Origin of the sequence: Natronincola peptidivorans (genome assembly GCF_900111615.1) — a bacterium.
GTDB lineage: Bacteria > Bacillota > Clostridia > Peptostreptococcales > Natronincolaceae > Natronincola_A > Natronincola_A peptidivorans.
This window is the reverse complement of the sequence record NZ_FOHU01000004.1, coordinates 75,099-88,062: the sequence shown is the minus strand read 5'-3', so window position 1 is coordinate 88,062 and position 12,964 is coordinate 75,099. Positions and strand designations below refer to the sequence as shown.

The 12,964-nt window shown below is 37.0% G+C and carries 11 protein-coding genes and 1 riboswitch; of the genes, 10 read left to right on the top strand and 1 reads right to left on the bottom strand.

Annotated features, from left to right (window positions below; all coding sequences use genetic code 11):
* Positions 1-19 precede the first annotated feature (19 nt).
* Positions 20-121, top strand: a riboswitch (purine riboswitch).
* A gap of 179 nt (positions 122-300) precedes the next feature.
* From BMX10_RS06330 to BMX10_RS06320, 3 genes are all read left to right on the top strand, one after another.
* Entirely contained in the window at positions 301-873 is a 573-nt protein-coding gene (locus BMX10_RS06330; RefSeq protein WP_090441095.1) for a xanthine phosphoribosyltransferase, read from the top strand.
* A gap of 89 nt (positions 874-962) precedes the next feature.
* The gene (locus BMX10_RS06325; RefSeq protein WP_244272653.1) at positions 963-2,498 is read left to right on the top strand and encodes a solute carrier family 23 protein; all 1,536 of its coding nucleotides are present in this window, start codon (positions 963-965) and stop codon (positions 2,496-2,498) included.
* A gap of 232 nt (positions 2,499-2,730) precedes the next feature.
* Positions 2,731-3,858: an aminotransferase class I/II-fold pyridoxal phosphate-dependent enzyme gene (locus tag BMX10_RS06320; RefSeq protein ID WP_090441091.1), complete on the top strand. Its 1,128-nt coding sequence runs from the start codon at positions 2,731-2,733 to the stop codon at positions 3,856-3,858.
* Between the two features lie 70 nt (positions 3,859-3,928).
* On the opposite strand, the gene BMX10_RS06315 is transcribed toward BMX10_RS06320, so the two are convergent.
* Positions 3,929-5,371: an NAD-dependent succinate-semialdehyde dehydrogenase gene (locus BMX10_RS06315; RefSeq protein WP_090441088.1), complete on the bottom strand. Its 1,443-nt coding sequence runs from the start codon at positions 5,369-5,371 to the stop codon at positions 3,929-3,931.
* Between the two features lie 208 nt (positions 5,372-5,579).
* Between BMX10_RS06315 and BMX10_RS06310 the strand changes: the two genes are divergently transcribed.
* The 7 genes from BMX10_RS06310 to BMX10_RS06285 all read left to right on the top strand — a co-directional run bounded on the left by BMX10_RS06310 (position 5,580) and on the right by BMX10_RS06285 (position 12,955).
* Positions 5,580-6,029, top strand: coding sequence for a CBS domain-containing protein (locus tag BMX10_RS06310; RefSeq protein ID WP_090441085.1), 450 nt, complete (start codon positions 5,580-5,582; stop codon positions 6,027-6,029).
* 440 nt (positions 6,030-6,469) lie between these two features.
* The gene (locus tag BMX10_RS17970) at positions 6,470-6,637 is read left to right on the top strand and encodes a hypothetical protein (RefSeq protein WP_170834715.1); all 168 of its coding nucleotides are present in this window, start codon (positions 6,470-6,472) and stop codon (positions 6,635-6,637) included.
* 14 nt (positions 6,638-6,651) lie between these two features.
* Entirely contained in the window at positions 6,652-7,005 is a 354-nt protein-coding gene (locus BMX10_RS06305; protein WP_090441082.1) for a hypothetical protein, read from the top strand.
* Positions 7,006-7,015: 10 nt separating this feature from the next.
* Positions 7,016-7,441 (top strand): hypothetical protein, encoded by a 426-nt coding sequence (locus tag BMX10_RS06300; protein ID WP_090441076.1) that lies wholly within the window; start codon positions 7,016-7,018, stop codon positions 7,439-7,441.
* A 538-nt stretch (positions 7,442-7,979) separates the two neighbouring features.
* Positions 7,980-10,652, top strand: a complete 2,673-nt coding sequence (fdhF, locus tag BMX10_RS06295; protein ID WP_090441073.1) for a formate dehydrogenase subunit alpha — start codon at positions 7,980-7,982, stop codon at positions 10,650-10,652.
* A 128-nt stretch (positions 10,653-10,780) separates the two neighbouring features.
* Positions 10,781-12,520 carry an NADH-dependent [FeFe] hydrogenase, group A6 gene (locus BMX10_RS06290; RefSeq protein WP_090441070.1) on the top strand — a complete coding sequence of 580 codons (1,740 nt, stop codon included), beginning with the start codon at positions 10,781-10,783 and terminating at the stop codon, positions 12,518-12,520.
* A gap of 156 nt (positions 12,521-12,676) precedes the next feature.
* Positions 12,677-12,955: a TM1266 family iron-only hydrogenase system putative regulator gene (locus BMX10_RS06285; RefSeq protein ID WP_090441067.1), complete on the top strand. Its 279-nt coding sequence runs from the start codon at positions 12,677-12,679 to the stop codon at positions 12,953-12,955.
* The last annotated feature ends 9 nt before the right edge of the window (positions 12,956-12,964 follow it).

Sequence of the window (12,964 nt, the reverse complement as noted above, 5' to 3'; positions counted from 1 at the left end):
TAAAATAAACTATACTTTATCAAAAAACTAAATTGCTTCTCGTATAATTTTGGAGATATGGTCCATAAGTTTCTACCAGACTACCGTAAACAGTCTGACTACGGGAGATTTGTTTAATAGGAATCTATACAATAACTAATAAAAAATAAAGTCATCTTTTTATCTATTATATTTTTTATTTCTGTATTCATGGATTACCGAAGGAGTATTAAGGCAGTACATTAAATGAATCTTTATAAACCCGTAGAATTACTACGGGTTTTTCTATTTTTTTGAATAATGCTGATAAGGAGGACAAGGATGGAATTATTAAAAGAGAAAATTATACAACAAGGAAGAGTGCAGGAAGGAAATATATTGAAGGTGGATAGCTTTTTAAACCATCAATTGGATATAGAGCTTTTAAATGAAATGGGCAAGGAGTTTAAAAAAAGATTTCATGGTAAAAAGATCACTAAGATATTAACAGCAGAAGTATCGGGGATTGCAGTAGCTGCTATAGCGGCTCAGTACTTTCATGTACCAGTAGTATTTGCGAAAAAGACTGAATCAAAAAATCTTGATAAAGATACATATGAAGGCAGTGTGTACTCATATACTAAGGATAAGCATTATAAAATAAGGGTGTCAAAGAGATATATTAATAAAGAAGATAATATTCTAGTGATTGATGATTTTTTAGCCAATGGCCAAGCGGCACTAGGTCTAAAGGAAATCATTGATGCAGCAGAGGCCAACCTAGTGGGGGTTGGAGTAGTAATCGAAAAAGGCTTCCAGGAAGGTGGAGAAATATTAAGGAAAATGAATATTCAAGTGGAGTCTTTAGCGATTGTAGATGCCATGACAAACAATGAAGTGGTTTTCAGGAAGTAGAAGAAATGACAGATGACAAATGAAGCCTCACCATGGCCGATGGTGGTTTTGTTTAGATAAATTATAAATATAAATAAAGGAGGAGTATTATGACAAAGATTCACTATCCTTGGTTCAAGAGAGAAGACATTGATGGATTTTTTGCACTTTTTCAAAATAATTTAGCTAATTTTGTTCTTATTGCAGTGTCTATGATTTCAATGGGATACCCAAATCATATTGTTTATGGAAGGGTAATTCCAGGAGCCGCCATTGCTGTATTAGCTGGCAACTTATATTATGCCCATATGGCAAAAAAACTTGCTATGAAAGAAAACAGAACAGATGTTACGGCATTATCCTATGGCATAAGTACCCCAGTTATGTTTATCTATCTGTTTGGCGTACTACAACCAGCCCTTAACCTAACGGGAAATCCAGAACTGGCATGGAAAATTGGAATGGCAGCATGTCTTTTAGGTGGTTTCATAGAAGTACTGGGAAGTGTTATTGGTAAGTGGGTATACACCCGTCTACCAAGAGCATCTATGCTGGGGGCTTTAGCAGGAGTAGCCTTTGCCTTCATTGGCGGTGAACTATTGTTTAGAACCTATGAAATGCCCATCATTGGATTAACCGTATTAGCAATTATCTTAATCGGATTAATAGCGAAAAAACCTATGCCTTTTAAAATTCCAGCCTCATTATTTGCTATCATTATCGGAACAGTAATGGCTTATACTATCGGGAGAGTAGATGCAAGTCAAATAACTGAAGGGTTTTCAACCATTGGCTTCTATTTACCTATTCCAACCCTAGGAGCCTTTGAAGGTATGACCTATATAACCAGTACGATGGTAGGACTATTTGCGATTCTTTTACCTATCTCCATTTACAACTTCATTGAAACCATGAATAATGTGGAGGCAATGGCTGCTGCAGGAGATCGGTACAATGTACAAGAAGCACAATTGGCAGATGGAGCAGGAACCATGATAGGGGCTATTTTTGGCGGGGTATTTCCAACCACGGTATATATTGCATCCATAGGATCAAAATGGATGAATGCCGGTAGAGGGTATTCTGTCATCAACGGCTTCGTCTTTCTATTGGCTTCTACCTTTGGTATCATTGCAGCCATGTCACAAATCATACCAATAGCAGTAATTGCACCTATATTAGTATTTGTAGGGATTTCTATGGTTTCTCAAGCCTTTTCCTCTGTAGAAAAGAAGCATTATCCCGCAGTGGTTCTAGCAATGTTCCCTTACTTTGCTAATTATATTATGACTAGATTCAACAATGCCGCTGGAGAGGTGGTAGCCAATCTATCCTCTGGTATTGTCCCATTAGGACAGGGTGCAATGTTTACAGGGTTGATTTGGGGAGCAATCCTAGTCTTTATTATCGATGACCAATTCCAAAAAGCTGCTTATGCTGCACTGGCAGGAGGATTATTATCGGCAGTAGGATTTATGCATGCTCCGCAGCTGCAACTGTTTTATGACTACCAGTACTTTATTGGCTACATTGCAATGACGGCATTGCTAATAGGCTTTCACTTAACTGCCAAGCCCGAGGGGGTATCTGGTGCAGCTGAAGACAGTTTAAAAGCCTCTGAAAATAGCAGTTCAATCAATGTCTAAGACTTGCTAATAAAGGAAGATATAATTCTAGAAAGGAGGAGTTTTTTTCCTCCTCCAACTACATAAAATCTTTTTAAAAGGCCTTATGCTGTAAGGTCTTTTTGTGCTGGATATTTTTTCAAAAGGATTTATAGAATCTTTGTTGAATAATTATATAGGATACGTCCAGTGCTGCAGGGTATTTTTATTAAAAAGTTGGTATACACTAATAGAACAATAGGAGGGCATAGGAATGATTATAAATCCATTTAAATTAGAAAGATATTTTGCTATCTATGAGTTCACAGCTAAATATTTGTTAAGTCCATCGGATTGCGAAAGCTTATCTATGCAGGAGTTAATTGATGGGGCTGATGAAGAGAGTCTACAGCTATGGCAGCAGCTGAAGCTAGGCTATACAGAATCAAAAGGACATCCTATTTTGAGGCAGGAGATAGCAAAGCTGTATCAGAATATCACAATAGAGGATAGCATTACTGTGGTACCTGAAGAAGGTATTTTTATAGCCATGAATGCAATTTTACAGAAGGGGGACCACGTCATTGTGATGGACCCCATTTATCAATCCTTATCGGAGCTGCCCAAATCCTTAGGTTGTTCTGTGTCCAATTGGAAGGTAGAATTCAAAGAAGAACAATGGCATTTAGATATAGATTTCTTAGAAAGGAATATTAGCAAAAATACAAAGATGATAATTGTAAATTTTCCCCATAATCCTACGGGTTATTTACCTTCTAGAGAAACCTTTGATAAAATGATAGAAATTGCAGAGAAGCATGATTTATATTTGTTCTCTGATGAAATGTATTGGTTATTGGAGCATGAGGAAGCTGATAGGCTACCATCAGTTGCAGATATCTACAAAAAAGGCATATCTCTATTTGGTCTTTCTAAAAGCTTTAGCCTTCCAGGGTTAAGACTTGGCTGGCTTACTACAAGGAACCATGAGTTAATAGAAAAATTAGCTGTATTAAAGGACTATACAACCATATGTGGTAGTGCCACCAGTGAAATATTAGGGATAATGGCTTTAAGACAAAAAGAAAAGATTTTGAAAAAAAACAAGGAAAGAATTAGAGGCAATATTGCAGCAGGGAAAGCATTTTTTGAAAAACATCAGAAATTATTTACATGGATTGAACCAAAAGCAGGATCCATAGCTTTTCCTAAATTAAATGAAAAAATGAAAGTAGGAGAGCTGTGTGAGAAAACTGTGAAGGAGAAAAATATCATGATTTTGCCCGGTGAAGTCTTTGACTATAAAGGGAACCACTTCAGAATAGGATTAGGCAGGGAAAACTTCAAGGAGATTCTAGGGGAATTAGAAGAATATATACAAGAGCTGGAAGATCAATTATAAATAATAAGTTAAGTTATAGGTGCCTGGCACCGTTAACTTAACTTATTATTATAAATTGCAGTCTTTGTTTTTATACACCAATAGATATATACTTTATTTCTAAGAAAGGATCCAAACCATGATGGCCGCCTTCTCGGCCTATACCGCTTTCTTTAAAGCCTCCAAAGGGGGCTTGCACGGTTGCTGGACCACCATCATTCAAGCCAACAATACCATATTGTAATTTTTCTGATACTTGAATACCACGGGATAAGGATTCTGTAAAAAGATATACAGCTAGACCATAATCTGTATTATTGGCAGCCTTAATTACTTCATCCTCTGTCTTAAAGCTCTTAATAGGAAGGACCGGTCCGAAGGTTTCCTCATGCATCACCAGCATATCATCTGTTACATTGATTAATACTGTGGGCTGATAAAAATAACCAGAATCCTGATGATCTCCTTCATGATAGCCTTTTCCGCCAAAAACAATTTCTGCCCCTTTGCTGACAGCATCCTGAATATGATTTTCCACCTTTTCATAGGCTTTTCTATCAATAAGAGGACCAATATGAACACCATCCTCTATGCCATTGCCAATGATAAAGCTGGAAAAACGTTCCTTTAGCTTGTCTACAAAAGCATCCACAACATCCTCTTGAACATAGAATCTGTTGGTTGCTACACACATTTGACCACAATTTCGAATTTTAGAATCCATTACTTCAGCTACAGCCTTATCAATATTTGCATCATCAAATACGATATAAGGAGCATGGCCGCCTAACTCTAAAGAAACTCGTTTAACAGTATCAGCGGATTGTTTAATTAAGAGCTTACCAACCTCTGTTGAACCAGTAAAGGTGACCTTGCTGACCCGTTTATCCTCCATTAAGGTTTTACCGATGGCCTCAGCGCCACCTGTTACCATGTTGATCACACCCTTTGGAAGACCTGCTTTATCAGCTAATTCAATGATTTTCAGTGCCGTTAATGGTGTTTGGGTTGCAGGCTTCAAAATAACTGGACAACCAGCAGCAAGGGCAGGTGCGATCTTTCTAGTAACCATAGAAGCAGGAAAGTTCCAGGGGGTTATGGCGGCAACAACACCTACAGGCTGTTTAATAACAACTATCCTCTTACGATTGGTACTGGCAGGAATAACTTCACCATAGATTCTCTTGGCTTCCTCAGCATACCACTCAACAAAAAGGGCAGCTGCTTTTACTTCTCCCAAAGCCTCTGGAAACGGTTTGCCCTGCTCTAGAGTTAGGGTTCTAGCTATATCCTCCTGATGCTGGACCATTAGCTCATACCATTTTTTTAAGTGCTTTGCCCTCACCTGGGCAGGTAAAGAAGCCCATTCATCTAGGGCATTATGAGCAGCCTCTATTGCCTCAGTGGTTTCCTTGGCTCCTGCCTTAGGAACATAACCTAAAACATCACCATTTGCTGGGTTAAGCACCTGTATTTCCTCCTGAGTAATACTGCTAACCCATTCTCCTCCTATGTAGTTTTTATACTTTTCCATAAGTCGCCTCCTTTTTTATTACTGTAGAATGTAGCATCACTAGATAAAGCTTGATTTAATAAGTAGTATACCCTTTTAAGTATAAAGATTAACGCTAAAGTTTTCAATAAAAAGGGAAGTAAAATACAAAAAGATTTATTGGAAAGCTTTTATTATAGATGAATTATGGGTATTTTAAATTATATAAAATGATAAAGGCGGTGATATCATGCTAGCAAAGGATATTATGACAAAAGAAGTGATTGCAGTGAAAAAGGATGATACAGTAGAGCGGGTCATAGAAATACTATTGGAGCATAACATTAGCGGTCTGCCGGTGGTAGATGAAGAAAATAGGGTTATAGGTATCATTAGCGAAGGGGACTTGATTTATAGAAGTAAGAAGCTCCACATCCCAGCATATTTTACATTACTGGATAGTTATATATTTTTAGAAAATCCTAAAAATTTAGAAATGCAAATTAAAAAAATGGCAGGATATAGAGTCGGTGAGGTAATGACGGATCAAGTAATCACCGTAGAGGAAGAAGAAACTATAGAGGAAATAGCCACCATTATGTCAGAGAAGCATGTAAATAGAGTTCCTGTAGTAAAGAACAAAAAATTAATGGGCATTATCAGTAGAAGAGATATTATTAGAGCATATGCAAATAAATAGAGGAAAAAGCTTCTGAATCTCAGAGGCTTTTTTCTTGCAAAAATCCAAATAAATCATTAGGTTGAGGCAAAATAATATTGTTAAATAAATATCATAAATATCCATAAATTACTAATTATTATGCAATGTATTAACATAAAAAATCTCAAATAAGAAAATATTGTAAGAAATAAAGGTAATTAATAACAAAAGATAATGGTTTTCAAATAGACACACTTAGGATATTGTATACAATACACTCTTTAAAAATGTTGGAAAAACTTAAAATTAAGATGAACAATTGTAATTATTAGAAAATAAAAAAATTTACTAAAAATAGATTTTTTTTTAACAGAAAGTTTGACAAAATCTTCTCAAGGATGTACAATAATATAAAATGCATACTTATACTACATAAGAAAAATTTATGAAAAAAATCTTATGAAGGGGGGAGGAATTACATGGCAAGGAAAATGCTAGGCTTTGCAGCTTTTGTTGCTACTGGTGCACTTTTCTTAGGAACTGCAGTAGCGAGAGAAGGAATGGGGATAGGCTCTATCTATATCTTAGCAGTAGCAGTATTTTTTGCATTAGGAGCAATGCACCATTATAATGAATTGAAAAGTTAAAGGGGGGAGAAAGAATGACAAAGGCACAAATGCAAACGTTTTTGTGTGGTTTTTTTGCAGTAGTTATTACTTGGTACATTAACCATGAAATGGGATATGGAGCACTAGTAGCCAATGGATTGGTAGGGGTTTTAGCAGCAATATTTTTACCAGGTCCTTTAGCGGGAGCAGCTTATGCAGCATCCTTTGTTGGTATGTCAGGGTTAGCTGTTATTCCTTCTATGGGTGTAGCCGCTTTAGGTGGCGTAGTAGTTGGGATTGTATTGGTTTTCACAGGAGAAATCTATGCTGGTGTTGGTGGAAAAGGTGGAACCACAGCGGCACTTTCAGTACAAATAACTAGATTTTTAGCAAATTTAATAGGTTAGGAGGGAAACAATGGATAATTTTGCAATTATATTAACATCAGTAATTGCTGGTATGATAGCCTATTACATTAGTAATGGATTAGGTAAAGGAGCAGTTTTTGGTTCAGCAATTGTTACTTTGACAGCAGGACTTTTCTTGCCACATTTTGTTCCAACTATTGGTGGTACTTTGGCGGTTATGGCAACCTGTGCTGGATATGCAGGTATGGTGGCAGCGAAAAACGCTAAGAACCTATCTGAAATGGCAATCATAGGATTGATTAATGGAATCTTATTTATTGTAACATTAAGCGCTTACCCTGGCGTTGGTGGTAGACTAGGGGTAGTAGGTGCAATAGCTTGTCTAGTTTGGATGGGTATGAAGAAAGCCTATGCCATGGCTTCAAAGCCCAACACAGCAGGAGAAAAAGAGACTGATGTAAAGCCTGTTAACTAATATAGCTTGTTGGTTATGTTGATAAAACATAAATATCTATCTATGATTTTATTCAACCTCAAATAATGGTTATATCATATAAACTTCTATCATATAATGAATTTATATATTTTTCTAAAATATATAGACAAGTATAAATATATGTACAATAATGATATTAATCAACCTTCAACAACCTATATTTTTCTTGTAATCCTGTGCTTTTCTGCATTAAAGCAGTGAAACATAAAAAAACTCAATTATACTTATATATACCTCATAAATGAAATATTAAACAAAAAACTTGTTTTAGTTAAGGGAAAAAAGCGCATATATTACCAGTATGGATTATTGACATTTTTTTTATTTTTATACTTTTGATATAGTATGAATAAATCAACAGTAGGCCAAAACTGTTTAAGCAATTATCGTTGAGGTTTTAAGTAATAGTTACCTTAAATAGCAGTTTAACTATAGATAGCTATTACTAAATTAATTACCTCAACGAATTTTATAATTAGCAATATAACTTTAAATTAAGAGAAAGGATGTTGAGAAGATGATTAACCTTAAGATCAATGGACGTCCTGTCCAAGTGGAAGAAGGTACAACTGTTTTACAAGCAGCTAGTAAAATAGGTATCGAGATTCCGACTTTCTGTAATGACCCAAGATTGAAGCCAGATGGAGCTTGCAGAATCTGTACAGTTGAAGTAGAAGGCAAAATTAATCTACCAACTGCATGTACAACACCTGCAGAAGAAGGAATGAGCATCTGGACAGAAAGCCCTTCAGTAGTAGAAGCTAGAAAAGAAATATTAAATCTTTTATTATCAAAACATCCAATGGACTGTTTAACATGTTCTAAGTCAGGCACATGTACATTACAAGATCTATGCTACAAGTATGAAATCAAAGAGCCTGCTTATACAGCACCAACTACAGTTCAACCAATCGATGAGTCAAATCCATTCTACTACAGTGATCCAAATAAATGTATCTCCTGTGGTAAGTGTGTGAGAGTATGTAATGAGCTTCAAAATACAGACGCTATTTCTATGGTAGAAAGAGGAGCTTCTACAAAAGTTTCTCCACCATTTGGTATGTCCTTAGAGGAATCTGAGTGTGTGTCCTGTGGAAACTGTGTATCCATATGTCCAGTGGGAGCTTTAATGCCTAAATCTAAAGAAAAGTTTAGATATTGGGAAACAAAGGCTACTCAAACCACATGTTCCTACTGTGGAGTTGGGTGTCAATTAGAGTTATTAACCAAGGATAACAAGATTGTAGATGTTAAGCCAGCAATGGGTAAATCTAATGAGGGATTACTATGTGTTAAGGGTAAATTTGCCTTCAACTTTGTAGGACATCCAGATAGATTAACAAAGCCATTGGTAAGAAAAAATGGTAAATTAGAAGAATCTACATGGGAAGAAGCTTTAGATATAGTAGCCAATAAAGTAAAAGAAGTCAAAGCTGAAAATGGTCCAAATGCTATAGCTGCTTTCTCATCAGCAAGAGCATTAACTGAAGATAACTATATGATGAACAAATTTATGAGAGCTGCTATTGGTACAAACAATATTGACCACTGCGCACGCCTCTGACATAGCTCCACAGTTGTAGGTCTTGCAACTACATTAGGCAGTGGTGCTATGACAAATAGCATAACAGAATTTAAAGATGCAGAAGCAATCTTTATAACAGGTTCTAACACAACAGAAAACCATCCAGTAATCGGTGCTCAGGTTAGACAGGCAATCAGAAAGGGAGCAAAACTGATTGTAGCAGATCCTAGAGAGATACCATTGGCAAAGGATGCTGATGTATTCCTAAAAATTAAACCAGGAACAAGTGTAGCATTACACAACGCTATGTTAAATGTAATCCTTGAAGAAGGTTTAGAGGACAAAGAATATATCGCAAACGTAACAGAAGATTTTGAAGCAGTAGCAGAAACTGTGAAAAAATACACTCCAGAATATTCAGCAGCTATCTGTGGAGTAGATGCAGAAGATATCCGTAAGGCAGCTAGAATATACGGTGGTGCAGGAGTAGCTACCATTCTATACTGTATGGGTATTACTCAACATGTTAATGGTACAGAAACTGTAATGACATTAAACAACCTTGTTATGGCAACTGGCAACCTAGGTAAAAAAGGTGGCGGATTAAACCCATTAAGAGGACAAAATAATGTACAAGGCGCCTGTGATATGGGAGCATTAAACGTATTCTTCCCAGGTTATCAGTTAGTAACAAATCCAGATGCCGTAGCTAAATTTGAAAAGGCATGGGGAGCAAAACTATCTGATCAACCAGGATACACTATGACTCAGGCAATACCAGCTGCACATCATGGGGATGTGAAGATGCTTTATATCATGGGAGAAAACCCAATGGTTTCTGACCCAGATACAGCTCATGTTAAGGAATCATTAGAGAAAGCTTTCTTAGTAGTACAGGATCTATTCTTAACAGAAACAGCTGAGCTAGCTGATGTAGTATTCCCAGCGGCTGCCTTTGCTGAGAAGGATGGTACCTTTACCAATAGTGATAGAACTGTTCAAAGAGTAAGAAAGGCTGTTGAGGCTCCAGGCGAAGCTAAGGCAGACTGGGAGATCTTTGTAGAGCTTATGAACAGAGTAGGCTATGAAGCTAGCTACAATAATGCAGAGGAAATCTTCGAAGAAATTAGAACAGTAACACCACAATACGCTGGTCTTACTTATGCTAGAATTGAAAAAGGCGGTATTCCATGGCCATGTCCTACAGAAGATCATCCTGGAACTCCGATACTACACATTGGTAAACCTGCAAGAGGTAAAGGATTATTCAAGGCTGTAGAGTGGGTAGAGTCTTCAGAATTATCCAGTGAAGAATATCCATTGGTTATGACAACTGGACGTATTCTATATCAATACCATACTACTACCATGACAGATAGAACTGAAGGTATTAACAAAGTAGCGCCTGGTCACTACGTTGAAATCAATCCTGCCTTAGCAGCAGCCAAGGGTATCGCAGATGGTGATACAGTGAAGGTAACCTCTAGAAGAGGAAGCATTACTACTCAAGCTAGAGTAAGCGATATCGTAGGTGAAAATGTAGTGTTTATACCATTCCATTGGGCATCTGGTGCTAACGTGTTGACCAATGCAGACGAATTAGATCCATTATGTAAGATTCCTGGATTAAAGGTAACTGGTGTTAAGGTAGAAAAATTAGCTTAATACTGAAGGAAAGAGATCAAGACAGCTTGGTCTTGATCTCCCTTCTAAAAATATCTGACTTAAAAGCCTAGTTTGTAGGCTTAGAATAAAGAACGGGTACCTATATATTTTATAAAGGAGGAACATAAATGTCTGGAATTAATGTAACGATAAACAATAAGCCAATGACGGTTGCAGAAGGAAAAACCATATTAGAAGTTTGTAAAGAAGCCGGCATTAATATACCAACCCTATGCTACCATCCTGACCTAAAGCCAGGTGGAGTATGTAACCTTTGTGTAGTTCAAGTAGCAGGAGAAGCTGAGCTAGTAAAATCCTGTGAAACAGAAATAAAAGCAGGTATGGTAATCGATACAGATAACGATGCAGTTATTGCTTCAAGAAAAGAAGCATTAACAACAATTCTAGAAAAACATCCAAATGACTGTCTAACCTGTGAAAGAGTTGGTGGCGACTGTGAATTACAAAACCAAGCTTACTACTATGAAGTAAACCCTAAAGAAAGAAATGTTCCAAATAGAGGGTTAGACGTATCTAGCTTTGCCCTAACAAGAGATATGGACAAATGTATCGCATGTGAAAAATGTGTAAGAATGTGTGAAGATATCCAAGGTATCGGCGTATACGAAAAAGTTGAAACAGCAGATGACGTATACATCACAACAAAAGCCAATGTACCCATTTCTGAGACAGATTGTATCAACTGCGGACAATGTATCAAAGTATGTCCAGTAGGTGCATTAACAGAGAAAAATGAAATTCATAAAGCTATGGCGGCATTAAGAGATCCAAATAAGCATGTAGTAGTACAGATGGCACCAGCTATCAAAAACACATTAGGTGAGGAGTTTGGTACAGCTCCAGGTGCAGACGTAACAGGCAAAATTCCAGCTGCCTTTAGAAAACTAGGTGTAGCGAAGGTATTTGATACAGACTTTACAGCTGACTTAACCATTATGGAGGAAGGTACAGAGTTTTTACACAGAGTAAAAGAAGGTGGAACTTTACCACTGCTAACTTCCTGTTCACCAGGCTGGATTAAATATATCGAGCATCAATATCCACAATTACTAGATAACCTATCAAGCTGTAAGTCACCACAACAAATGTTTGGTGCCTTAGCAAAATCCTATTACCCAGAAACAGCTGGCTTGGATCCAAAGGATATCTTCCATCTATCTATTATGCCATGTACAGCAAAGAAATTCGAAGCTAATAGACCAGAAATGAGTCAAAATGGTATCCAAGATGTAGATGTAGTATTAACTACAAGAGAATTAGCAAAACTATTTAAATTAGAAGGAATTAATTTACTACAATTAGAAGATGAAGGCTTTGACCAACTAATGGGAGAAGGTACTGGAGCTGCAAGAATCTTCGCCAACACTGGTGGTGTTATGGAGGCTGCACTAAGAACAGTTGTATGGATTCTAACAGAAGGAGACATCGATACAATTGACTACACAGCAGTAAGAGGATTAGAAGGCGTTAAAGAAGCAGAGCTGGAAGTAGCTGGCATGAAGGTAAAAGTTGCAATTGCCAGTGGAACAGGCAATGCGAAGAAATTAATGGATAAAGTAGCAGCAGGAGACAGTGGCTATCACTTTATCGAGATTATGGGTTGTCCTACAGGATGTATCGGTGGAGGTGGAGCACCACTACCAGATGACAATGCAGTAAAACAACAGCGTATGGAAGGAATCTACGCAAGTGATGCTGGTAACCCAGTAAGAAGATCTCATGAAAACACAGAAGTACAAAAAATTTACAAAGATTATCTAGGAGAACCAGGAGGCCACAAGGCTCATCACCTATTGCATACACACTATGTTGATAGAAGCAAGAAGGCTGCTGAAGCAACAGTATAAAACCTAAAGAGCTAAAGGGATAACCCTTTAGCTCTTAGATATATTTCGACATATTAAGCACTTTTATGCATAATTAGGCATGCTGATATATAAATAACCTCTTATATAGTGTATAATAGAAATATACAGACTCTATAAAGAGGGGAGGGATGTCGAATGAAGCATAAAAGAATAGGTGTCATTGGCATTGTAATTGACTCTCTAGATGCTTCAGCAGATAAGGTAAACTATTTCCTTGGGCAATACGCATCTATTATTGTCGGGCGAATGGGAATACCTTATAAAAAAAGGAAAATATCTGTCATTTCCATCATTGTAGAAGGTACAACGGACGAAATAGGTGCTTTAACAGGAAAGCTAGGGAGATTAGAGGGGGTAACTGTTAAAAGTGCTTTAACTACAAAGGAATACCAGGAATATACAGATGAAAATTAGGGGGGATCC